The organism is Pseudomonas sp. LBUM1647, assembly GCF_059716175.1.
In genome coordinates this window covers 535,217-558,171 of the sequence record NZ_CP166809.1, presented here as the reverse complement: position 1 = coordinate 558,171, position 22,955 = coordinate 535,217, and the positions used below count along the sequence as shown (strand labels likewise).

19 protein-coding genes and 1 riboswitch are annotated in these 22,955 nt (G+C 60.2%); of the genes, 6 read left to right on the top strand and 13 right to left on the bottom strand.

Annotated features, from left to right (window positions below):
* Positions 1-33: 33 nt before the first annotated feature.
* From ACA059_RS02470 to asd, 3 genes are read left to right on the top strand one after another with little or no spacing between them, the layout of a single operon-like run.
* Entirely contained in the window at positions 34-1,572 is a 1,539-nt protein-coding gene (locus tag ACA059_RS02470; protein ID WP_497632600.1) for an HDOD domain-containing protein, read from the top strand.
* 42 nt (positions 1,573-1,614) lie between these two features.
* Positions 1,615-2,430, top strand: a complete 816-nt coding sequence (locus tag ACA059_RS02465) for a rhodanese-like domain-containing protein (RefSeq protein WP_497632599.1) — start codon at positions 1,615-1,617, stop codon at positions 2,428-2,430.
* Positions 2,431-2,448: 18 nt separating this feature from the next.
* Positions 2,449-3,309 (top strand): archaetidylserine decarboxylase, encoded by an 861-nt coding sequence (gene asd, locus ACA059_RS02460; protein ID WP_046045706.1) that lies wholly within the window; start codon positions 2,449-2,451, stop codon positions 3,307-3,309.
* 56 nt (positions 3,310-3,365) lie between these two features.
* Here the strand turns inward: asd and ACA059_RS02455 are convergent, their stop codons facing one another.
* A complete protein-coding gene (locus tag ACA059_RS02455; RefSeq protein WP_497632598.1) occupies positions 3,366-3,767 on the bottom strand; it encodes a lectin OAA family protein in 402 nt (133 codons plus the stop codon).
* 199 nt (positions 3,768-3,966) lie between these two features.
* Between ACA059_RS02455 and ACA059_RS02450 the strand changes: the two genes are divergently transcribed.
* The gene (locus tag ACA059_RS02450) at positions 3,967-5,745 is read left to right on the top strand and encodes a cyclic-di-GMP receptor FimW-related protein (RefSeq protein WP_497632597.1); all 1,779 of its coding nucleotides are present in this window, start codon (positions 3,967-3,969) and stop codon (positions 5,743-5,745) included.
* 103 nt (positions 5,746-5,848) lie between these two features.
* Here the strand turns inward: ACA059_RS02450 and serB are convergent, their stop codons facing one another.
* Positions 5,849-7,063: a phosphoserine phosphatase SerB gene (gene serB / locus ACA059_RS02445; protein WP_497632596.1), complete on the bottom strand. Its 1,215-nt coding sequence runs from the start codon at positions 7,061-7,063 to the stop codon at positions 5,849-5,851.
* A 135-nt stretch (positions 7,064-7,198) separates the two neighbouring features.
* Here serB and ACA059_RS02440 point away from each other — a divergent pair, with 135 nt between their 5' ends.
* A complete protein-coding gene (locus tag ACA059_RS02440; RefSeq protein ID WP_497632595.1) occupies positions 7,199-8,731 on the top strand; it encodes an AhpA/YtjB family protein in 1,533 nt (510 codons plus the stop codon).
* 252 nt (positions 8,732-8,983) lie between these two features.
* On the opposite strand, the gene ACA059_RS02435 is transcribed toward ACA059_RS02440, so the two are convergent.
* From ACA059_RS02435 to ACA059_RS02395, 9 genes are all read right to left on the bottom strand, one after another.
* Positions 8,984-9,697: a PqiC family protein gene (locus ACA059_RS02435; RefSeq protein WP_497632594.1), complete on the bottom strand. Its 714-nt coding sequence runs from the start codon at positions 9,695-9,697 to the stop codon at positions 8,984-8,986.
* Between the two features lie 176 nt (positions 9,698-9,873).
* Entirely contained in the window at positions 9,874-12,141 is a 2,268-nt protein-coding gene (parC, locus tag ACA059_RS02430) for a DNA topoisomerase IV subunit A (RefSeq protein WP_123369049.1), read from the bottom strand.
* A gap of 7 nt (positions 12,142-12,148) precedes the next feature.
* Positions 12,149-12,673, bottom strand: coding sequence for a retropepsin-like aspartic protease family protein (locus ACA059_RS02425; RefSeq protein ID WP_497632593.1), 525 nt, complete (start codon positions 12,671-12,673; stop codon positions 12,149-12,151).
* Complete coding sequence (locus ACA059_RS02420; RefSeq protein WP_497632592.1) at positions 12,670-13,659, bottom strand: esterase-like activity of phytase family protein; 990 nt, start codon at positions 13,657-13,659, stop codon at positions 12,670-12,672. Before ACA059_RS02420 ends, ACA059_RS02425 begins: the two co-directional genes overlap by 4 nt.
* Positions 13,659-15,563, bottom strand: a complete 1,905-nt coding sequence (gene parE / locus ACA059_RS02415) for a DNA topoisomerase IV subunit B (RefSeq protein WP_046045699.1) — start codon at positions 15,561-15,563, stop codon at positions 13,659-13,661. The genes ACA059_RS02420 and parE overlap by 1 nt, the downstream gene beginning before the upstream one ends.
* A gap of 42 nt (positions 15,564-15,605) precedes the next feature.
* On the bottom strand, positions 15,606-16,214 hold the full coding sequence (locus ACA059_RS02410; protein WP_008153348.1) for a YqiA/YcfP family alpha/beta fold hydrolase: 609 nt from the start codon (positions 16,212-16,214) through the stop codon (positions 15,606-15,608).
* 188 nt (positions 16,215-16,402) lie between these two features.
* Positions 16,403-17,218, bottom strand: coding sequence for a 3',5'-cyclic-AMP phosphodiesterase (gene cpdA, locus ACA059_RS02405; RefSeq protein ID WP_497632591.1), 816 nt, complete (start codon positions 17,216-17,218; stop codon positions 16,403-16,405).
* Between the two features lie 99 nt (positions 17,219-17,317).
* A complete protein-coding gene (locus ACA059_RS02400) occupies positions 17,318-17,770 on the bottom strand; it encodes a DUF1249 domain-containing protein (RefSeq protein ID WP_497632590.1) in 453 nt (150 codons plus the stop codon).
* A complete protein-coding gene (locus ACA059_RS02395; protein ID WP_497632589.1) occupies positions 17,761-18,378 on the bottom strand; it encodes an NUDIX domain-containing protein in 618 nt (205 codons plus the stop codon). The genes ACA059_RS02400 and ACA059_RS02395 overlap by 10 nt, the downstream gene beginning before the upstream one ends.
* Before the next feature lie 228 nt (positions 18,379-18,606).
* On the opposite strand from ACA059_RS02395, the gene ACA059_RS02390 reads away from it, so the two are divergent.
* Complete coding sequence (locus tag ACA059_RS02390) at positions 18,607-19,353, top strand: RsiV family protein (RefSeq protein ID WP_497632588.1); 747 nt, start codon at positions 18,607-18,609, stop codon at positions 19,351-19,353.
* Here ACA059_RS02390 and cytX read toward each other — a convergent pair.
* Both cytX and thiC read right to left on the bottom strand, forming a co-directional pair.
* Complete coding sequence (gene cytX / locus ACA059_RS02385; protein WP_497632586.1) at positions 19,322-20,614, bottom strand: putative hydroxymethylpyrimidine transporter CytX; 1,293 nt, start codon at positions 20,612-20,614, stop codon at positions 19,322-19,324. The two genes, ACA059_RS02390 and cytX, sit on opposite strands and share 32 nt — an antisense overlap.
* A gap of 150 nt (positions 20,615-20,764) precedes the next feature.
* Positions 20,765-22,654, bottom strand: a complete 1,890-nt coding sequence (gene thiC / locus ACA059_RS02380; protein ID WP_416740561.1) for a phosphomethylpyrimidine synthase ThiC — start codon at positions 22,652-22,654, stop codon at positions 20,765-20,767.
* 163 nt (positions 22,655-22,817) lie between these two features.
* A riboswitch (TPP riboswitch) is annotated at positions 22,818-22,923 on the bottom strand.
* Between the last annotated feature and the right edge of the window lie 32 nt (positions 22,924-22,955).

Below are 22,955 nucleotides of genomic sequence, written 5' to 3'. Positions count from 1 at the left end.
CATAGGTAATGCAGACGATGATCGCGTCCAGACATGGCTAACGAAACGAACGTTCCAACTCCAAAACCGACCACTCTCGAAGGCTGGGTCAAGCTTCTCGATGGCGTGCGCCTGCCGGTTCCGCAAGCCAGTCATGACCGTGTCTGCAAGGCCATCGCCAACAGTCGCAGCTCCCTGCGCGATATCGCCGAACTGATACAGGACAGCCCCGCGTTGGCCTTGAGCGTGATTCGCGAAGCCAATCGCCACACCCATGGCAGCATGACCGAGCCTGCGGAAAACCTTGAGGTAGCGATCAATCGCCTCGGTTTGAAGCGCACCGAAGAACTGCTCGCCCGGTTGCCCGCCGAACCTCAGTCCGACATCCCGGTTGCCCTGCGTCAGCTGCAACTGATCAGCCAGCACGCGACCCAACAGGCCAACGGTTTTTTCGCCAGTCGCCTGGCCCGGCTGTGGCAAGACATCCACTGGGGCAGCCTGCTGTTTCTCTCGCCGCTGTGGCCCATGGCATTGACCCATCCGCAGTTGCTCGAAGAGTGGGAGCTGCGGGTCATGCATAAAGGTGAGTCGGCGCACAAAGTTGAAAAGCAATTGTTCGGCGCTCGCCTGCTGGATATCTGCCTGGCGCTCGTGGACATCTGGCGCCTGCCGATCTGGGTGCAGCAGGGTTATCGGCTGCTGCTCAACGAGCAGCGTGAGCTGGTGAAAGTGCTGCGCATCGCGCGCGACAGCGATCATCCATTGCGCCAGCAGAACCGCCTCGATGACGATCCGACCCTGCGCCGCTGGCTCAATCAGCCGGCCAATACGGTGCTGCTGGCCAACGGTCTGGCGCTGTCGGCGCAACAGGCCTGGGACAGTCCGCACAGTGAACGCTGGCAGTACCTGACCAGCCTTTACCTGCAGATGCCGATGGACGAAGTGCAGCAGCAGTTGCACCAACAGGCCGCCAACAGCGCCCGCCATCACGCCATGCCAGACCTTTGGCACCCGGCCGTTTCACTGATCTGGCCGTGGGGCATGAACCGCGTTCACGCCGGATTGCGGCCAGCCCCGGCACCGACGGCCGAAGACCTGGCGAAATGGCGCAGACAGTGTGCCGAGTTGCTGGTCGAGCCCAGTCGCTTCACCAATGCCATGCACTTGACCACGTCTGCCCGGGACGCTTTGGTCGCATGCGGCATGCGTCGGGTGATGATCCTGATGGCCGACCGCACCCATGACAATCTGCGAGTGCACCAGACGGCCGGGCTGCCAAAAGAAGTGGCCGGTCTGAACTTCGTCGTCAGCCAGAGCACCGTGCTGCAACGCCTGCTCTCGCAACAAGCCCAGGTACGCCTGACACCGGTCAACAACGCACAATTTTCCGCCCTGCTGCCGGCCAATCTGCGCTCACAGTTCGGCGGCGAACACCTGCTGCTACGCTCACTGGTCAATAACGGCCGGGTCATCATGATTGTGGTGGCGGATCAGGGCGGCGGGCCGTTCTCGGAAATCACCGTGCAAGCCTTCGGCAAAACCGCGCAGTGCATCGAGAAAGCCCTGCACAGCTTTAGTCACCGCGGCCAATGACGCTGCTATACAATCCTCCCTTTTGTGCTCTGGAGACCTCACATGTCTGACTTCTCTGGCTTGCCGCTGGTGATCGAGCCGAGCGACTTGCTCCCCCGTCTCGACGCCCGCGAACTGATTCTGGTGGACCTGACCAGCAGCGCCCGCTATGCCGAAGGGCATATCCCCGGTGCGCGCTTTGTCGATCCGAAACGCACGCAACTCGGTCAGGCGCCTGCGCCGGGACTGATGCCGCCGCAAACGGCACTCGAAGCGTTGTTCGGTGAGCTGGGCCACAACAAGGACGCGGTCTATGTCGTCTATGACGACGAAGGTGGCGGTTGGGCCGGTCGCTTTATCTGGCTGCTGGATGTCATCGGCCACAGCAAGTACCACTATATCGACGGCGGCCTGAAGGCCTGGCTGGCAGAAGGCTTGCCTATGTCGATCCAGATCCCGGCTCCGGTCGGCGGCCCGGTTGCGTTGACCCTGCATGATGAACCCACCGCCACTCGCGAGTACCTGCAAAGCCGTCTCGGTGCTCCCGACCTGGCGATCTGGGACGCGCGCGGGCCGCTAGAGTACTCCGGCGAAAAAGTCCTGGCGGCCAAGGCCGGGCACATTCCCGGCGCGGTCAATTTCGAATGGACCGCGGGCATGGATCAGGCGCGCAACCTGCGTATCCGCACCGACATGCCGCAGATCCTGGAAAAACTCGGGATCAGCAAAGACAAAGAAGTGATTACCCACTGCCAGACTCACCACCGTTCTGGCTTCACCTATCTGGTGGCCAAATCCCTCGGTTATCCGCGGGTCAAAGGCTACGCCGGTTCCTGGGGCGAATGGGGCAACCACCCCGATACGCCCGTAGAGATTTAAGGTTTTTAAGGACAGTTAATGAATAAGCGTTTGTTTATCCTCAGCCAATACCTGCTGCCCCATCACCTGTTGTCGCGACTGGCCGGCTGCATTGCCGAATGCCGCGTGCGCTGGTTCAAGAACGCCTTCACCGCCTGGTTCGCCAAGCGTTATCAGGTGGACATGTCCCAGGCGCTGGTCGAAGACCTGACTGCCTACGAGCACTTCAATGCGTTCTTCACCCGCGCCTTGAAGGACGGTGCTCGCCCACTGGACGAGACGCCAGGCGCGATCCTCAGCCCGGCCGACGGCGCGGTCAGCCAACTCGGCCCGATCGAACACGGTCGCGTGTTCCAGGCCAAGGGCCACAGCTTCAGCGTGCTGGAATTGCTGGGCGGCGACGCGGCCAATGCAGCGCCGTTCATGGGCGGTGATTTCGCGACTATTTATCTGTCGCCGAAGGACTACCACCGTGTGCACATGCCGTTGGCCGGCACCCTGCGCGAGATGGTCTACATCCCGGGCCGGATCTTCTCGGTCAACCAGACCACCGCCGAAAACGTTCCGGAACTGTTCGCCCGCAACGAGCGTGTGGCGTGCATTTTCGACACCGAACGCGGACCGATGGCTGTGGTGTTGGTGGGCGCGATGATCGTTGCGTCGATCGAAACCGTTTGGGCCGGGTTGGTCACGCCGCCGAAACGCGAGCTGAAAACCTTCCGCTACGACGAAGCTGCCCGTGCGCCGATCCATTTGGAGAAAGGTGCAGAGCTGGGTCGCTTCAAGCTGGGTTCGACCGCTGTTGTGCTGTTCGGGCCTGATCAAGTTAAGTGGGCTGAAGAGCTGGCGGCCGGTTCGCCGGTGCAGATGGGCCAGGGCATGGGCCTGGCAAAAGCCTGATCACTGATCCGAACCCCGCGAACGTCTTCGCGGGGCCGGACATTTCGGTGGTGCCGTTACTCTATCTGTCCACGGAAGCCTATCGGCCCTTCGTTGGCGTAGGTATTGGTGCCACTGAGGTTTTTCCCTCCATCGCTGGAGGTCACGCTCAACGCCACAACGTTCTGATTATCCCGACCTCCGATGACCCATTTGCCACCTGGATGCCAGGGGGCATCGTTGCCGCCCCACTGATTTTCAACGTTGTACTGGTTCTGGCCCGTGCGCTGAGCCTTGAAGCCAATGGGACCTTCACCCACATACGTCATGGTGCCGGTGAAACTCTTCCCGCCATCGCCCGACTTGATCTCGATCGCGACAACGTTCTGGTTGTCCCGCGCGCCTAGCGTCCAGTCTCCGCCCGGATGCCAGGGTGCCGAACTACCGCCCCATTGATTTGCCACTACATAACTAGACATAAACTTCATCTCCTTGAAGTTACAAAGAGACCTGCCCTGCGTAGGCAGCAGGCCGTACGACTGTGCGTATCCAGTCGCACGAGTGTCAGATTAGTAGTACGCCCGGATGACACTCGACTGACAGACAAACGGTAAAAATCCATAGCTGGTACAGTCAGATCATTCACTGCCCATTTCCCGGTTGGAGTTTTTCCACGGCATGAATGAGACCAGCCCCCACCTCCTGCTACGCGCCCCGATCCCGACGCAGTTGCGCCTGTCGTTCTGTGAAGCCACCCCGCGTGATCTCAAGCGCTGGATCGCCAATCTGCCCAAAGCCAACATCGGCGAAACCGCTCGCCAGCTGTATCAAGGCTTGAGCGAACTCAACCAGCTGCTCACGCCCAGCGACAATCGCCTGCAATTGCTCGAACTACTGCGGCCCGAGGTGTATTACGTCTGCAAACACCTTGAGCGGCATTTCTTGCATCAGGCGATTGTCCTCGACGAGCGTTCGCGCAAGATCGCCAACCTCTGTCAGGCGCTGCAGAGTCATTTGGCGATTGGCTATAAACAGATCGTCGTGCGCATCACGCCGCGCTTCAGCAAAGACCGTGCGCCACTGCTGGCCCAGGCACTGCAACGGGCGATCCATTGCCTGAACGGGCCGCTGATTCGTTCTACTGAACTGTATTGCCCGGTGCCGGAAGGCCTGTGGCTGGAGCTGCATCAGCTGTACCGGATCGCCTGCGTGCATCGGCTCCAGCACACGAGCCTGCGCGATGAGCTGGCCAGCCAGACGCAAGCCCTGAGCATCGAACAGACGTACGTGGTCGCCTTGCTGCTGGGCACCTCACGCTGCAACCAACTGCGCCAGCACCAGATTGCCCGGGTTGCCGAGGTGCTGGAGCCCTGGAGCCAATGGATCAAGCTGCAACCCGGGAAACCGGCCACCGGGCTGTTTGCCGTCGTGCCAGACCTCGACACCGGACCGCGTTACCGCACCAAGTTCCGGGCCGAGCAGCAAGAGAGCTTGTTGGGGATTGATCCGCAGCCGTTGGTCGCGGCGATTGAAGCTCATTTGCAAAAAAACGACAGTTCATCACCGCTGCCCGTGCCAGCCGGGTTAAGCCTGGATACGTTGCAACACCTTCATGCCGCCTGGGGCCAGACGGCCGAGCGCAGTTTCCAGCGCACCGTCGGCCAAGGCACGTTGACCCTGTGCATAGGCATGAGCGCGCTGCACTTTTATCTGGGCGGGCAACGCTCATTCAGCGACATCCTGAAAAACCCCGGCGCCCGGCCTGCACAATTTTCGGTAACGTCTGTGACCGGCCGGGAAAAGGACCAATGGCACCAGGCCTTCGACGCCGCTCCCCAAGGCAATGCAGACGCTCTATTGCCCTACGAAGAGATCGAATACCCGCAGCTTCAGAATGACGACAGCCACGAAGCAGCCGACCGCAATCAGCACTTCCCGACCCATGTCCTTTCAGTGATCAATCACAGCCCCGGCGGTTACTGCCTGGCCTGGCCCGGCGCAGTGCCTGCCGAATTACAGGCAGGTGAGATGGTCGGCATCGAGGACGCTGCCGGTCAGGGTTGGAGCATCGCGGTGGTGCGCTGGATCCGCCAGGTGCGCGGCGGTGGCATGCAGATGGGCCTCGAGCAGGTTGCGCCCTTCGCCGAGCCTTGCGGCCTGCAACTGGTGCGCACCCGTGATGACCACAGCCAATACCTTCGCGGTCTGTTGCTGCCGCAAATCGGCGCCATCGACCTGCCGGCCACTCTGCTCGCGCCGCGCCTGCCCTTTCAGGAGGGCAACAAGGTCATGATCAATACCCACGGAGAGGAACGCCGGGTCGGGCTGGAGCGGCGGGTGGCGAGCACCAACAGCTTTAATCAGTTCGCCTATCGCCCACTGGAAGCCGTCAGAAACGACAACGCCGCGGTGAGCGGCGCTGAGGAGGATTTTGATTTGTTGTGGAAAACGCTTTAACCGGGTGCCACAAAAGCAAAAGATCGCAGCCTGCGGCAGCTCCTACAGGGAAACGCATATTCCTTTGTAGGAGCTGCCGCAGGCTGCGATCTTTTGATCTTTCTTAGAGCTGCCCGTCGCGATCCCGGAAACCCAGCAAATACAGCACGCCATCCAGCCCAAGGGTAGAAATCGCCTGCTTCGCCGACTGCTTGACCAGCGGTTTGGCGCGGAAAGCCACGCCCAGCCCGGCAATCGCCAGCATCGGCAAATCGTTGGCGCCGTCGCCGACCGCAATGGTCTGCTCCAGACGCAAACCTTCCTTGTGCGCCAGTTCCTTCAGCAGATCCGCCTTGCGTTGCGCATCAACAATCGGCTCGACCGCAACACCGGTGACCTTGCCGTCGACCACTTCCAGTTCGTTGGCGAACACATAGTCGATACCCAACTTGGCCTGCAATTGCTTGGCGAAGTAGGTGAAGCCGCCCGACAGGATTGCGGTTTTGTAGCCCAGACGCTTGAGTTCGGCGAACAGGGTTTCGGCGCCTTCGGTCAGACGCAGGGAAGCGCCGATGGAATCCAGCACGCTGACATCCAGCCCTTTCAACAAGGCCAGGCGCTCCTTGAAGCTGGCGCGGAAGTCCAATTCGCCGGCCATCGCCCGCTCGGTGATCGCAGACACCTGATCGCCCACGCCGGCAGCCTTGGCCAGTTCGTCGATCACTTCGGCTTCGATCAGCGTCGAGTCCATGTCGAACACCGCCAGACGGCGGTTACGGCGGAACAGCGAATCCTCCTGGAAGGCGATGTCGACGTTCAGTTCCTGCGCGACGCTGAGGAATTCGGCCCGCAGCGCTTGCGGATCAGCCGCTTCCCCACGTACGGAAAACTCAATGCAGCCCTTGCCCTGATCGGACGGGGTGTCCAGCGGCATGCGCCCGGACAGACGATCGATGTGGTCGATGTTCAAGCCATATTTCGCGGTGATCGAACTCACGGCCTGCAATTGCCCGGCGGTCACTTTGCGGGTCAGCAGGGTCACGATGTGGCGTTTCTTGCCCTGATTGCCGACCCACTGCTGGTAATCCTCTTCGGACACCGGCGTGAAACGCACCTGCTGATCGAGCTTATACGCCGTGAACAGGATGTCCTTGAGCACCGACTTGCCTTGCTCGGTGTCAGGAATTTCAACCAGGATGCCGAACGACAAGGTGTCGTGAATCACCGCCTGACCGATGTCGAGAATGTTCACACCACCCTGGGCCAGAACGCCGGTAATGGCCGCAGTCAGACCCGGACGGTCGACTCCCGTGATGTTTATCAGGACGATTTCGCGCAAGGCGCACCCCCGCAAGTGGAAAAAAACCGCATTCTACCCACATTCAGTGACCATCGGGCACCGTGAGCGCTTTGCCGGTCTAGGGCCTGTCGCTATACTGCGCGTCAACTTCACGGACAAAAGAGCCGAGCTCAAGTGAACCGGCCCACGCCAGTAAAAACCGATAACTTCTTTCTGCTGATCTTCCGTGCACTGCGCCATCGCCGTGTACCGATTGCATTGCGCATCGCCAGCCATAACGTGATCCTGGTCGCTCTGGCCCTGGTGATCTATGCCTGCGTGATGGGTTTGCAGTTCAAGCAGGCCATGCACGAGCAGGCGGATGCCCTGGGCGAGAGCCTGACCACGCAGACTGCCACGTCCGCCACGGAGCTGCTGGTGTCCAACGACATCCTCAGCCTCAACGTACTGCTCAACAACCTGACCAAAAACAAGCTGGTGGCTCACGCTGCCATCTACAGCGTGGATAACCGCATCCTCGCCGAAGCCGGTCAGCGCCCCAAGCATAGCCTGCTGGGCGAAGCCGAAGGCATGTACCAGAGCAAGATCACTTTCCAGGATGTGACCGCCGGGCAACTGCGCATCAGCCTGGACATGGATCAGTTCCAGCAGCCGATGACCATCAGCCTGCAAAGCATGGGCATTTTGAGCGCGATTCTGCTGGCCCTGTCCCTGGCCTTGAGCCTGCGCCTGGGTCGGCACATCTCCACGCCGTTGCTGCAATTGCGGGTGTGGCTGCGCCATATCGACGAATACACCCCGGCCACCGAGCGTCAGGATGAGATCGGCGATCTGGCCCGCCAGCTGCACGCCGACTTCGCGCCAGAGCCCGCCGAGCCGGAACCCGCTCCCGAGCCTGAATACGACGAAAGCGACTACGAAGACTCGGACGATAACGAGCCAACCTTCGAAATGCGCAATCTGCGTGACCCAAGTTTCGATGAAACCAAGCCGGTGGCCGGCCTCAAACCTGCGCCACGGCGCATTGTCAGCACCGTTGAAGACGATGATGACGACGATGCATTTGCCGACCTGCGTGATGAATCAGCTTCGACCGCGCCGAAACCGGTAGTAAAACCGAAAATATCGAACGTGCCGCAGCACAGCGCGGTACTGGCCGTGCAACTGGGCGCTCAGGATCAGCTGCGTCGTCTGCCCCGCACACGACTGGAAGAACTGCTCAAACGCTATCGCGACTGCCTCGATCAGGCCGCCTCGCTCTACCAGAGTGAGCTGCACACCCTGAACGATGGCAGCACGCTGATGCTGTTCCACACCGAAGACAGCGGCGACGACTACCTGACCAACGCCATCTGCTGCGGTGAGTTGTTGCGGGCTCTGGGCCATCAGTTGCAGATCGAAGTCGCCGACAGTGGCATCACCTTGCAATTGCAATTGGGCCTGACCCTGGGTGACGAGCTGTTCGGCCTGAGCCAGATTGATCTGCTGCTGACCGAAACCGCTCAGGATGCGCTGGCCCTGTCGCAACACAGCCGTAACCTGCTGCTGGTGGAGCGCAAGATCGGTGACGACGCGCTGATCCGCCAGCGCGCGCGGATCCGACCGATCGCAAGCCCGGAAGGCGCTTGTTGCGTAGAGCGACTGATGGAGCCTTATCCGTCGATGCTCGAGCGGCAACTGGCGCGGATGCATGAGCGCCGGGCGTAAGCCTTAGCCCCCGCTGTAAAGAGGCCCGCAGATGAGTGATTGTCTGCGGGCTTTTTATTGGCTGTTCTGGCCTCATCGCGAGCAGGCTCGCTCCCACAGGGGATATCGATGCTCACAGAGGATGCGTCCACAGAAGATCCCTGTGGGAGCGAGCCTGCTCGCGATGAGGCCTTCCGCAGCACCGAAGATCTCCAACCTGCAGAAACAACAAAGCCCGCACATGGCGGGCTTTGTTCTTGGATCAATCCAGGCTTAGAACCTGAACACTTCCATATCGGTCCGGATTGGCGAAGCCATCGGGATCTTTGGTTGCTTATCCTGTTCTGCCGCAGGCGCCACAGGCTTGGCAGCCGGTTTTTTTGGCGCTTCGGCAATCGGCGGCTGATTGGCCAGCGGCTTGAGCGCCGTCGACAGTTGCTCGGCCAGACGCTGCAGCAACACACCCTGAGCCTGAACCTGAGCCGCCGTGCCACCGGCATGCTGCTCCTGCAGGTGAATGATGCGGTTATCACGAACCTGGCCACGACGGTCGATCAGACGCCATTGCGCATCAAGAATCGCCGGTTGCGCCTCACCCGAGTCCAGGCGAGTAATCGTCAGAAGAACCTGCACATCCGGCGTGAAGCCCACTGTCGCTGGCGCCAGCACCACGCGCTGGCTGTCCAGATGACCGGCGACCTGACGCAGCAGCAGCTGATCGATATCCGACGACAGGCTGCCCGCCCAACGACCATCAGCCGACGCTTGCAGGCTGCCATCCGGCTGTCGCTGCAACAACGTTTCGCGTTGCAGATAATCGGCTACCGTTACCGGACCCAGCAATACAGCCATGCCCGCGCTTTGCGCAGGCTGAGCCGGACTTCCGCTGTCCAGCTGATAAAGCGACACCGGTTGGTGAACGCTGCAACCCGCCAGGCCAAGAACGCCAGCGAGCATCAAAATAAAAGGAAGGCGCAGAGCAGTCATCGTCCCATCCAGGTGGTTGCCACAAGGCTAACCACAGTGAAAATACTCAATAAATATGAAGAACGCTCGGCCACGCCGGCGCTTGAAAGGCCATATCATCCGTGAATATGCGTTCCGACTCCAGCGCCAAAGCGTCGATCTACGCGTTAAATCGTAGATCGAGCGCTCTAGGACGCTTAATTGAGGTTTTCGACGAGCAGCGCATCTACCCTCTGAAAGCCACGTGGCAGTTTGTTACCACGACGTCCACGCTCACCTTTGTAGTGTTCGAGGTCGTCTGCTTTCAGTGACAAGGTACGTTTTCCGGCCTGCAACACCAATGTGGCGCCATCCGGCAATACGGCGATGTCCGTGACATATTCTTCGCGACTGGCGACACGCTCACCAGAGATCCCGATGATCTTGTTGCCTTTGCCCTTACCTAATTGTGGCAGATCGCTGATCTTGAAGATCAGCAGGCGACCTTCGGTGGTCACCGAGGCCAGCCAGTTTTGCTCACGATCAGCCACTGGGCGCGGCAGAATCACCTTGGCGTTGTTCGGCAGACTCAACAGCGCCTTGCCGGCCTTGTTCTTGGCTTGCAGGTCTTCACCCTTGACCACGAAACCATAACCGGCGTCGGAGGCGATCACGTACAGCGAATCGTCTTCCGGCATCAGCACGCACTCGAAGCTCGCCCCTGGTGGCGGCGTCAGACGACCGGTCAGCGGTTCGCCTTGGCCACGGGCCGATGGCAGCGTGTGCGCAGCCACCGAATAGCTGCGACCGGTGGAGTCAATAAACACCGCAAACTGGTTGGAGCGGCCGGGCGCCAAGGCCTTGAAACCATCCCCGGCCTTGTAGGAAAGCCCGGTGGCGTCGATTTCGTGACCTTTGGCGGAACGAACCCAGCCTTTTTCCGACAGGACGACGGTCACTTTCTCGTTCGGCAGCAGATCGTGCTCGGTCAGGGCCTTGGCTTCGGCGCGCTCAACGATTGGCGAGCGACGGTCGTCGCCGTAAGTTTCGGCGTCCTTGATCAGTTCGGTGCGCACCAGCTTTTTCAGTTTGGCTTCGCTGCCCAGCAGGGCTTGCAGCTTGGCCTGTTCCTTGAGCAATTCATCCTGCTCGGCACGCAGCTTCATTTCTTCCAGTCGCGCCAACTGACGCAGACGGGTGTCGAGGATGTAGTCGGCCTGGATTTCGCTCAGGGCGAAACGCGCGATCAGTGCGGCTTTCGGATGCTCCTCAGTGCGGATGATGTGAATCACTTCATCCAGGTTGAGGTAAGCGATCAACAAACCGTCCAACAGGTGCAGGCGACGCTCGACCTTGTCCAGGCGGAATTGCAGGCGACGACGCACAGTCTGGACCCGGAATTCCAGCCACTCGACCAACAGCGCACGCAGGTTTTTCAGCTGCGGCTTGCCATCGAGGCCGATGATGTTGATGTTGACCCGATAGCTCGACTCTAGCTCGGTGCTGGCGAACAGGTGGGTCATCAATGCATCGTGGTCAAAGTTTTTGCGTGCGCCCGGAATAATCACGATCCGGCACGGGTTTTCGTGGTCGGATTCGTCTCGCAGGTCAGCGATCTGCGGGGCCTTGGACGGCTTGGCCTGCATCATGGCGGCGATCTGTTCCAGCACCTTCGCGCCGGATACCTGATGCGGCAGTGCGGTGACGATGATGTCGCCGTCTTCGATATGGTAAACAGCGCGCATGCGCACCGAGCCCTTGCCGGTTTCGTACATTTTCAGTAGGTCGGCGCGGGGCGTGATGATTTCTGCTTCGGTCGGGTAATCCGGGCCCTGGATGTGTTCGCAGAGCTGTTCGACCGTGGCTTTGGGCTCATCGAGCAAACGCACGCACGCCGTGGCGACTTCGCGCAGGTTGTGCGGCGGTACGTCGGTGGCCATGCCCACGGCGATGCCGGTGGTGCCGTTGAGCAGGATGTTCGGCAAACGCGCCGGCAACACCAGCGGCTCGTCGAGGGTGCCGTCGAAGTTCGGGCCCCAGTCCGCTGTGCCCTGGCCCAGTTCGCTGAGCAGCACTTCGGAATAACGCGACAGCCGCGCCTCGGTGTAACGCATGGCGGCGAAGGACTTGGGATCATCCGGCGCACCCCAGTTACCCTGGCCGTCGACCAGCGTGTAGCGGTAGCTGAACGGCTGGGCCATCAGGACCATGGCTTCGTAGCAGGCCGAATCGCCGTGCGGGTGGAATTTACCGAGCACGTCACCGACGGTACGCGCCGATTTTTTGTGCTTGGAATCGGCGTCCAGCCCCAACTCGCTCATCGCGTAGATGATGCGCCGCTGTACCGGTTTCAGGCCGTCGCCGATATGCGGCAAGGCACGGTCCATGATCACGTACATGGAGTAGTTGAGGTAGGCATTTTCGGTGAAGTCAGCCAGTGACCGGCGTTCTACACCGTCCAGGCTGAGATCAAGGGAGTCGCTCATGCGGGCCTCATCGGTTCGTTGTCTGGCGCAGCAGCATGGTGCCACCGCGCTGGGTAAATTCAAGTTTGTTCAGCGCGCTCATACCGAGCAGCACTTGCTTGCCATCCAGGCCTGGCACGACGAGGGCGCGCACATCACGCAGCACAATGTCGCCCAGTTGCAGCCGGTCGATGCGGGTTCGGTAACCCTGGGTGCGACCGTTGGCCGTGCTCAGGGTCACCCCGAAGCCTTTTTCCAGTTTTAGCCGTTCAGCCATTTCCGCCGGGATCGACACGTCGGTCGCCCCGGTATCGAGCATGAAATCCACCGGCTGGCCGTTGATCTGGCCGCTGGCGACGAAGTGACCCTGTGTGTTGCTGGCCAGTTTCACTTCGATAAAACCTTCGCCCTGCTCAGAGCTGACGACGGTGTTGGGGTTCTGCTGACGCGCCTCCCACTGGCCGAAAAACCGCGTCGCCAGAAACAGCGCCGCGCACCAGGCCAGCACCATAAATACCCGACCGGCGCGTTTTCCCGGCGTTTGCTGGCTCACGGCTTGGCGCTCCAGCCGCCTTCAGGCGCGGCAAAGCGCCAGACGATGGGACGTTCCTCGCCATCGGCGCGGGCATCGTTGTTGTTGTCGGTGCCAATCCACGCGCCCTCGGCATCAACAATCAACGCTTCGGTCAGGCCGTAAGGATTTGAATAGCGGCGATGCGCCTGCAAGGCTTCATCGGCAAACGACCAGCAGCGCTCGACCTTGGCCGTCACCGAATCACGGCGGCAGATCTGGTAAGCGTTGCGCTCAAGGGTAAACAGCTTGCCGTTGAACAGCGACAGGTCGGCAAAGTCTCGGGACACTGCTTTGGCTCGGGGAAACTGCGCCGGCTGCATTTCTTTCCCGGCTTCGCTCAGCAACACACAGCCACCATCGCAATCCCATACCGTTTGTTTGCGCTTGATCAGCAACAATCCACGGCTTTGACGCTCGGCGGCGAGCCACAATTGATCGCCCGCCGGATTGATCACCAGGCCCTCGAACAACGCATTGAAGTGCAGCAGCATTCCGCTGGCCCGGGCTTCGCGAATCAGAATCGGCGAGATCTTCAGCCAGGACGATGGCCCAACGGGTGGCACTTGCAGAATCGCAGCATGGGATTCGCTGACGATGTAGCGATTACCGGCGCTGTCGCAGGTGATGCCTTCAAAATCCAGATCCCCGCCACGGACAAACGACGCCACCCAGGTTCGCGAACGCAAGCCCCAGGGCAAACCGCTGTCTGGCACCGGCGGCACGCCGATGCCCACGGTTTCGGCTTGCCATACCCTTTCGCGGGTATCGAGCCGGTAAATCTGATCGTCGTCGCGATCCGACACCGTCCACATATCCTTGCCGCACTGGGCCAGCCCGGACAGGTTGCCGCCGCGCATACCGTCAACGGGATGCTCGGACAACAGGCGCAGTTCCGGCACCGGTTCGGCAAACACCGAAACCGAGGTCAGAAGTAACGCACACGCCAAGGCAAAGCCAACCCGCATCAGCCAAGAACCTCGGCCAGGTTGCCTTTGGATTCCAGCCAGGATTTGCGGTCACCGGCGCGCTTCTTCGCCAGCAGCATGTCCATCATTTCCGAGGTCGCTTCGAAATCGTCCAGCGTCAGCTGCACCAGACGCCGAGTGTTCGGGTCCATGGTGGTTTCGCGCAGCTGCGGCGGATTCATTTCACCCAGACCTTTGAATCGTGTGACCTGCGGCTTGCCGCGTTTCTTCTCGGCCACCAGACGATCGAGGATGCCATCGCGCTCGGCTTCGTCCAGGGCGTAGTAAATCTCTTTACCCAGGTCGATACGGTACAACGGCGGCATCGCGACGTAGACGTGACCGGCATCCACCAGCGGGCGGAAATGCTGGACGAACAACGCGCACAGCAAGGTGGCGATGTGCAGACCGTCGGAGTCGGCGTCGGCGAGGATGCAGATCTTGCCGTAACGCAGCTGAGCGATGTCCGCCGAACCTGGATCGACGCCGATAGCCACGGCGATGTTGTGCACTTCCTGGCTGGCCAGCACTTCGCTGCCGTCGACTTCCCAGGTGTTCAGAATCTTGCCGCGCAACGGCAGGATCGCTTGAAATTCTTTATCCCGCGCCTGCTTGGCCGAACCACCGGCGGAATCACCTTCCACCAGGAACAGCTCGGAACGCATCGGGTCCTGCCCGGCGCAGTCGGCGAGTTTGCCCGGCAGTGCCGGCCCCGCCGTGATGCGCTTGCGCTCGACCTTCTTGCTGGCCTTCAGACGACGGCCGGCATTGTTGATCGCCAGTTCCGCCAACAACATGCCGGTTTCCGGGTTGGCGTTGAGCCACAGGCTGAACGCGTCCTTGACCACACCGGAAACGAACGCAGCCGCTTCACGGGACGACAGACGCTCTTTGGTCTGGCCCGAGAATTGCGGCTCTTGCATCTTCATCGACAGCACGAAAGCGATGCGTTCCCAAACGTCTTCCGGCGCCAGCTTCACGCCGCGTGGCAGCAGGCTGCGGAATTCGCAGAACTCGCGCATCGCATCGAGCAAGCCCTGACGCAGACCGTTGACGTGGGTACCGCCCTGCGCCGTCGGGATCAGGTTGACGTAGCTTTCCTGAACGCTGTCGCCACCTTCCGGCAACCACAGCAGCGCCCAATCGACCGCTTCCTTGTTACCGGCCAGGCTGCCGCAGAACGGCTCGTCCGGCAGACGTTCGAAGCCGTTGACCGCATCCACCAGGTAGGAACGCAAGCCGTCTTCGTAATGCCATTCGACTTTCTCGCCGGTGGCCTTGTCTTCAAAACTGACCAGCAGCCCCGGGCACAGAACGGCCTTGGCCTTGAGCACGTGCTTGAGGCGGCTGATGGAGAATTTCGGCGAATCGAAGTATTTCGGGTCCGGCGCGAAGAATACGCTGGTACCCGTGTTGCGCTTGCCGACGGTACCAATGATTTCCAGCTCGGTTTTCTTGTAACCGTCGGCGAAGGTCATCTGGTATTCGTTGCCGTCACGCTTTACGCGCACCCGGACTTCGTTCGACAAGGCGTTGACCACGGAAATACCCACCCCGTGCAGACCGCCGGAGAACTGGTAGTTCTTGTTGGAAAACTTGCCGCCCGCATGGAGCTTGGTGAGGATCAGCTCGACGCCCGACACGCCTTCTTCGGCGTGAATATCCACCGGCATGCCGCGGCCGTCATCGCTGACTTCCAGGGAGTGATCGGCGTGCAGGATGACCTGCACCGAGGTCGCGTGCCCGGCCAAGGCTTCGTCGACGCTGTTGTCGATGACTTCCTGGGCGAGGTGGTTCGGCCGACTGGTGTCGGTGTACATGCCGGGGCGTTTGCGCACCGGGTCGAGGCCCGAGAGGACTTCGATGGCGTCTGCGTTATAAGAGCTAGCGCTGGGAGTGGCCATGGGGTCTCGTCGTCAAATGTTCGGTGAAAAAGAGGCGACGATTCACAGTGCTGTGAAATCGATCGCCTGATACAAATCTGCGCCGATGCCGGCAAAACTCAGCATTGCCGGCAATTGCTCGGCAAAACCCTGGAAGCTATGGTCGCCGCCGGCCTGGATGCGCAAGGCACAGGCCCGGTAGTACTGCTGGGCGAGGCGGTAGTCCAGCGTTTCATCGCCGGTCTGCAACCACACCTGATACCGCTGCGGGTCCTGGGGCGCCGGCACTTCCAGCTCGGCCAGGGCCGTCACGTGGTCGTGGGTCAATTCCCAGGCCTCATCGGTATACAGGTTTTTCTGCGTCCCCAGATACCCGTCGAACATCCGGTGCGGACTGACGGCAGGGTTGATCAACAGGGCCTTGAGGCCATGGCGCTCGGCCAAGTGAGTCGCATAGTAGCCGCCGAGTGAGCTGCCGACCAGCAGTGGCCGCCCAAGCTCCTCAATCGCCTTGTTTAGCTGACCGATGGCCTCACGCGGATGGTGATGCAAGGCCGGGACGCGCAACTGATCGCTCAAGCCCAGACGTTCCATTACTTGTACCAACTGCGTGGCCTTTTTAGACGAAGGCGCGCTGTTGAAACCGTGGATATAAAGGATCGAACCAGACATTTGAGCTCCCTGTGCGTCGGGTAAAGAGGCGCAGTTTACAGGGACTCGTGCGCGTTGGGTGCTGATGAATGCGATCCCTGTAGGAGCTGTCGAGTGCAACGAGGCTGCGATCTTTTGACTTTGTTTTTTAAAAGCAAGATCAAAAGATCGCAGCCTCGTTGCACTCGACAGCTCCTACAGGGGTTGTGTCAGTAGCCGTTGGAGCCGTAATCCACCTGGAAGTCGAACCCGGTAACGCGCTCCACGCCAGTTTCGATCCGGCCATCCGGCAACAGCCGCAACCAGCGATACCCCGGCGCCTGGTCACTGACCTTGAAATCATCACTGCCCGGTTCGAACTGAATACACGTCGAAGGCGAGGCAATCAGCCGCACGCCATTGCGAACCTGGTCGATCTCTTGATGCACATGCCCCCATAAAACAGCGCGCACCTGCGGAAACCGATCCAGCACGGCAAACAAAGCGTCTGGATTGCGCAATCCAATGGGCTCCATCCACGCACACCCGATCGATACCGGATGATGATGGAAGCACACCAGATGATGCCGCTCCGGCGCCTCACTCAACGAACGGGCCAGCAACTGTAGCTGCTCATCCTGCAAATACCCCGGCACCGAACCCGGTACGGCCGAATCCAGCAACGTGACGCGCCAATTACCGACATCCACCACCGGCTCCAGCAACGTACTCTGCACCGCTGCCTCCGCCATGATCCGCGGCTCATCATGATTACCGGGAATCCAGCGCGCCGGCGCATCGAGCTGTCGCGTCATCTCGCGAAACTGCTGATAGGACTCCAGCGTCCCGTCCTGAGAAAGATCGCCACTGGCAATAATCAGGTCGATCTGCGGCTGCTGAAGCCGCACCAGCTCGATGACTTTTTGCAGGCTGTCACGGGTATTCATGCCCAACAACGTCCCGTCCGTCTCGGCAAACAGATGACTGTCGGAAAGTTGCACCAGCAACGCCGAATCGGCGGTGGTCAATGTGGATACGCTCGGCAAGGCGTTCTCCCAAGGCTGAATCACGGGATTGGATGAGTGCCGCAATTATGCTGGGGGACGATCAAAAGGGGAAACCTGTGAACCTGACGCAGTTCACATCTATCGAACGACCGCGTACTCATGTCCGCAGGCCAGGCAATGGCTCAGCCATTCGCCCAGAAACATATTCAGCTGGGCCTTTTCGTCCGGCTGATGCATTGAGGCATTCGGGTAAGGATAGATGCCGCGAAAGCGTCGTGCATGTTCGGCACTGACGACTTCGGCCATGCACGCGTCGTGATAGACCTGAACTTCCAGTTGCGGCACCGGCAGCCACGGCAGGCTGTGTTCCTGGCGCACTTGCAGGGTTGTGGTGTATGGGCAGACCTGTAGCACTTCGAGGGCCAGTACGCCGAGCATCTGGTCGCCGTGGGTCACGGCAATGCGCCGCGCCGCCGGCTCGTTGCGCATGTCCGGTAGCAGTCGCATCAGGCGCGCGTAGTTGGCCTCGCAGGAGGCTTGCAGCCCCACGAGGTCGACCCGATAGCGATCGCGCAGTTTGTTTACGACCATAACCCCCTCACTTCAGCGCGGTTCAAAGCTAACCATTGCAAGGCAATGATGCTGGCCGCGTTGGCAATTCGTCCGTCGCGTACGGCCTGCAGGGCATCTTCAAACGCCCAGACCGTGACGCGGATATCTTCTGCTTCTTCCTCCAGCCCATGCAGGCCGCCGACCCCGGTCGTTTCGCAACGCCCCAGGTAAAGGTGTACGAATTCATTACTGCCGCCCGGCGATGGAAAGTATTTGGTCATCGGCCAGAGCGCCCCGAACACAAGCCCAGCTTCCTCCTGCGCTTCGCGGTGAGCAACTTCTTCCGGCACCTCATCCTTGTCGATCAGACCGGCGACCAGTTCGATCAGCCATGGATTGTCGGTCTTGCCCATGGCGCCTACACGAAACTGCTCGATCAACACCACTTCATCGCGCTGCGGATCGTACGGCAGCACGCACACTGCATCGTGGCGAACGAACACTTCACGATTGATCTCGCGACTCATGCCACCGGCAAACAATTCGTGGCGCAAGTGCACACGATCGAGCTTGTAGAAGCCCTCGTAGCACTTTTCGCGCCGAACGATATCAACGGCGGTCGGAATGGCGTTGGCAAAATCAGTCATGACAATCCTCTTTACTGCAAATCCGTTACGAGGCTCCTTTTTGTTACTTGCAACCTCGACTTCGCGCCATCCTAACGCGCCCGCGACGTTTGATGCAGCCCCTTTACAGTCAGCGGGATAGACGGTGAGGGTGAAACCAACTCTAATTAGCTTAGTGGCGAACTGACTGCTTCGTTGAGAGTCGAAGCGGATAACTTTTTGCCTTTCCCTGTTTTATGAAGGACGCCCATGTCGCTTTTTAAAATCGCCTCCGTGGCCGCAATCGCCCTGACCCTGGGCGCCTGCCAGAGTTTGTTCCAACCCAACTACCGGACGCCGCTGGAAACCACCCGCGACGCTTCCGAACAGCTGAAACCGGGTTGCACAACACCTGACTGCCCGCTGGTGAACATCGATACGCTGCGCTTCCCCGCCGAACCGCAGTTGGACGGCATCGTCGAAAAACGCCTGCTGCAATTGACCCGCACCTCGCCCGATGCCCCGGTTGCGCCGACGCTGGCAGCGTATCGCGAGCAGTTTTTGAGCAGTGCCGGCCCGCGTAACAGCAGTTATCTGCAAGCCAAGGTACGTGAGCAGCATGACGGCTTGGTGATCGTTGAATTCTCCAGCTACCTGGACACCGGCGGCGCCCATGGCACACCGGGCCGCAGCTTCATCAACTATTCACGCCAGCAACACAAAGTGCTGACGCTGTCGGACATGTTGGTGCCCGGGCAGGAAGAGGCGTTCTGGAAAGCCGCGCAGGTGGCGCACAACAGTTGGCTGATCAGCACCAAGCTCGACCAGGAGCCAGAGTTCGTGAAGAGCTGGCCCTTCGTCAAAACCCAGAACGTGGCGCTGACGTACGGCGGGGTGATCCTCAAGTACGAAGTGAGCACCATCGCGCCTTACGCGCTGGGTCACGTCGAACTGAAGATCCCTTACCCCCGCCTGAACGGCATTATCAAGCCCGAGCTGTTTCCTGGCCGTAACTGAAGGCCCGACCCAGCACCAGCTGCAGCAGCCCTGCCAGAATCAGTGACGGCAGGGTTGCGCCGATGTCCGGATACAGATTAGCCAGCAAATGATAGGTGCTTACCCCGCCCAACCAGGCAAGCAACGCCGGCCAGCGCAATGCGGCTGACGCCACGCGAGCACTGCGTTTGCGCAGGATGAAGTGATCCACCAGCACCACGCCGAACAGCGGCGCAAACACCGAACCGATCAACAGCAGGAAGTTTTGATACTGGGCCAATGGCGCCAGGCACGCGATCAGTGTGCAGATCACGCCGATGGCCAAGGCCAGATGCTCGACTTTCAAGCGCAACAGAATCCCGCTGGACACCGCTGCCGAGTGAATATCGGCAAAGGCATTTTCCGACTCATCCAGCAGGATCAGCAGTAGCGGAATCCCCAGACCGGCACCGGCCAATGCCAACAGCAAGGCATTCACTTCACCGCTCGGCGCGAACGCCAGGGTGTAGGCCACGCCGAGACTCATCAGCCAGAAGTTACCGATAAAGAAGCCCAGCGCCGTGCCGCCGAATACGTTTTTGGCACGCTTGCCGAAACGCGAGTAGTCGGCAATCAGCGGCAACCACGACAGCGGCATAGCGATGGCAATGTCGAAGCCCACGGCGAACGGCATCGAACCATCACCGGCCTGCGCCCACAACGCGGCCAGATCAGCCTTGGCGAACAGGTTCCAGGTCAGCCAGATGCACGCAGCCAGCAGCAACCAGATGCCCCACTTGCGCAGGATCTGCCGCACGAATGTTAGCGGACCACTGACGGCCAGCAAGGTCGCCAAACCACCAAAGAACACGGTCCAGAGCAATGGATTGGACATCAGACTGCCTTCGCTGAACGCCCGCGCGCCGAGCAGGCTGGCGGCGTCGCGCATAACGATGATTTCGAACGAGCCCCAACCGATCAGTTGCAGCAAGTTCAGCACAGCCGGCAGGCTCGCGCCTTTTGCACCGAGGCTGAGTTTGAGCGCGGTCATCGATGACAGGCCGGTGTCGCTGCCGATCACGCCGACCGCGGCCAGCAGCAGAACGCCAACCAGCGTGCCGAGGAAGATGGCCAGCAACGAGCCGGACAGGCCCAGACCTGGTGCGAGCAATGCACCGGTCTGCAGGACCATCAGGCCAATGCCGAGGGAGAACCACAGGGAAAACAGATCGCGGCCGCCGAAGACACGTTTGTCTGTGGGCACCGCGATATCAGGGGAATAAGTGCTGGGTTGAATGCTCAAGGGTGTTATCTCAGAGGGACATTTGTTGTTGTTTGATCGCTATCGCCAGCAGGCTGGCTCCCACAGGGGACTTGTGAACACCACAAATTCCATGTGGGAGCCAGCCTGCTGGCGATGGGGCCTGTGCAGGCCCCACCCTTTCAGGTCAGATCAAACCTTCTTGTACAGCTGACTGCCTTCCTGTTTGAACCGCTCGGCCTGTTCCGCCAATCCCTGGGCGACTTCGGCATCGACGGTTTCGATGCGCTGGTTGGCCGCGTATTCGCGAACTTCCTGAGTGATCTTCATCGAACAGAATTTCGGCCCGCACATGGAGCAGAAGTGCGCGACCTTGGCCGAATCCTTCGGCAGGGTCTCATCGTGATACGAACGAGCAGTGTCCGGATCAAGGCCCAGGTTGAACTGGTCTTCCCAACGGAATTCGAATCGCGCCTTGCTCAAGGCATTGTCGCGGATCTGCGCGCCCGGATGCCCTTTTGCCAGATCGGCGGCATGCGCGGCGATCTTGTAGGTGATGATCCCGGTCTTCACGTCATCCTTGTTCGGCAGACCCAAGTGTTCCTTCGGCGTCACGTAGCAGAGCATGGCGCAACCGAACCAACCGATCATCGCCGCACCAATGCCGGAGGTGATGTGGTCGTAACCTGGCGCGATGTCAGTGGTCAGCGGGCCGAGGGTGTAGAACGGCGCCTCGTCGCAGCACTCAAGCTGCTTGTCCATGTTCTCTTTGATCAACTGCATCGGCACGTGGCCCGGGCCTTCGATCATGCACTGCACGTCGTGCTTCCAGGCGATTTTGGTCAGCTCGCCGAGGGTTTCCAGTTCACCGAATTGTGCGGCGTCGTTGGCATCGGCAATCGAGCCCGGACGCAGGCCATCGCCCAGCGAGAAGCTGACGTCGTAGGCCTTCATGATTTCGCAGATGTCTTCGAAATGGGTGTAGAGGAAGTTTTCTTTGTGATGCGCCAGGCACCACTTGGCCATGATCGAACCGCCACGGGAAACGATGCCCGTCACGCGTTTGGCGGTCAGCGGCACGTAGCGCAGCAGCACGCCGGCGTGGATGGTGAAGTAGTCGACGCCCTGCTCGGCCTGTTCGATCAGCGTGTCGCGGAACAGCTCCCAGGTCAGGTCTTCGGCAGCGCCGCCGACTTTTTCCAGGGCCTGATAAATCGGCACCGTACCGATCGGCACCGGCGAATTACGGATGATCCACTCGCGGGTTTCGTGAATGTGTTTGCCGGTGGACAAGTCCATGACCGTGTCCGAACCCCAGCGAATGCCCCAGGTCAGTTTCGCCACTTCTTCTTCGATGGACGAACCCAAAGCGCTGTTGCCGATGTTGCCGTTGATCTTCACCAGGAAGTTACGGCCGATGATCATCGGTTCCAGTTCGGTGTGGTTGATGTTGGCCGGAATGATTGCGCGACCGCGGGCGATCTCGTCACGGACAAATTCGGGAGTGATGATTTTCGGCACGCTGGCGCCGAAGCTGTGACCGGCGTGTTGCTGGTCCAGCAGCCCAGCGGCGCGGGCCACTTCGAGCTTCATGTTTTCGCGGATGGCGACGTATTCCATCTCGGCGGTGATGATGCCTTTGCGGGCGTAGTGCATCTGGCTGACGTTGGCACCGGCCTTGGCGCGGCGCGGGTTGTTCACGTGGGCGAAACGCAGCTTGGTCAGCTCCGCATCGGCGAGACGTTCCTGGCCGAAGTTGGAACTCAAACCCGGCAGACGCTCGGTGTCGCCACGGGATTCGATCCACGGCGAACGCACATCAGCCAAGCCTTTGCGCACGTCGATGATGACGTTGGGGTCGGTGTAGGGGCCCGAGGTGTCGTACACCACCACCGGCGCGTTGATTTCGCCGCCGAAGTCGGTCGGGGTCACATCAAGGCTGATTTCGCGCATCGGCACGAGGATGTCCGGGCGAGAGCCCTGAACATAGATTTTTTGCGAGCGGGTAAACGGCTGAACCGATTGCTGATCGACTTGGGCCGAATCACTCAGGTTCGTAGTGTTTTTTAGTTTTATCGTCATCACGGGCTCTCCAAACACATCCAGGCAGTGGATTTTTGTCGGAGCAAACCTGTAATCGAATGGACGCACGGGCGCTGGGAAAACCAGCTGTGCTGTGCTCAGTGCTCGAGGGGTGTTCGATTGTCGAACAACATCCCGGACGAAGCACAAGAGGACTCGCCGGGTGACGAGAAATCTTGTTCCCTACGCAGGCGCTAACCTGATCAGGTTCAACGGGATCCGAAATTATTCGATCTCAGCCTCATAGCAAGGCACCCCGACAAGAACCCGGCCAGTCTAGACACAACTGGCAAAGAACGCC

Excerpts from the sequence above, each read along its gene's own strand:
- ACA059_RS02470 (WP_497632600.1), top strand. The coding sequence starts at position 34 with ATGGCTAACGAAACGAACGTTCCAACTCCAAAACCGACCACTCTCGAA.
- ACA059_RS02465 (WP_497632599.1), top strand. The coding sequence starts at position 1,615 with ATGTCTGACTTCTCTGGCTTGCCGCTGGTGATCGAGCCGAGCGACTTG.
- asd (WP_046045706.1), top strand. The coding sequence starts at position 2,449 with ATGAATAAGCGTTTGTTTATCCTCAGCCAATACCTGCTGCCCCATCAC.
- ACA059_RS02455 (WP_497632598.1), bottom strand. The coding sequence starts at position 3,767 with ATGTCTAGTTATGTAGTGGCAAATCAATGGGGCGGTAGTTCGGCACCC.
- ACA059_RS02450 (WP_497632597.1), top strand. The coding sequence starts at position 3,967 with ATGAATGAGACCAGCCCCCACCTCCTGCTACGCGCCCCGATCCCGACG.
- ACA059_RS02435 (WP_497632594.1), bottom strand. The coding sequence starts at position 9,697 with ATGACTGCTCTGCGCCTTCCTTTTATTTTGATGCTCGCTGGCGTTCTT.
- parC (WP_123369049.1), bottom strand. The coding sequence starts at position 12,141 with ATGAGCGACTCCCTTGATCTCAGCCTGGACGGTGTAGAACGCCGGTCA.
- ACA059_RS02420 (WP_497632592.1), bottom strand. The coding sequence starts at position 13,659 with ATGCGGGTTGGCTTTGCCTTGGCGTGTGCGTTACTTCTGACCTCGGTT.
- parE (WP_046045699.1), bottom strand. The coding sequence starts at position 15,563 with ATGGCCACTCCCAGCGCTAGCTCTTATAACGCAGACGCCATCGAAGTC.
- ACA059_RS02410 (WP_008153348.1), bottom strand. The coding sequence starts at position 16,214 with ATGTCTGGTTCGATCCTTTATATCCACGGTTTCAACAGCGCGCCTTCG.
- ACA059_RS02400 (WP_497632590.1), bottom strand. The coding sequence starts at position 17,770 with ATGGTCGTAAACAAACTGCGCGATCGCTATCGGGTCGACCTCGTGGGG.
- ACA059_RS02395 (WP_497632589.1), bottom strand. The coding sequence starts at position 18,378 with ATGACTGATTTTGCCAACGCCATTCCGACCGCCGTTGATATCGTTCGG.
- ACA059_RS02390 (WP_497632588.1), top strand. The coding sequence starts at position 18,607 with ATGTCGCTTTTTAAAATCGCCTCCGTGGCCGCAATCGCCCTGACCCTG.
- thiC (WP_416740561.1), bottom strand. The coding sequence starts at position 22,654 with ATGACGATAAAACTAAAAAACACTACGAACCTGAGTGATTCGGCCCAA.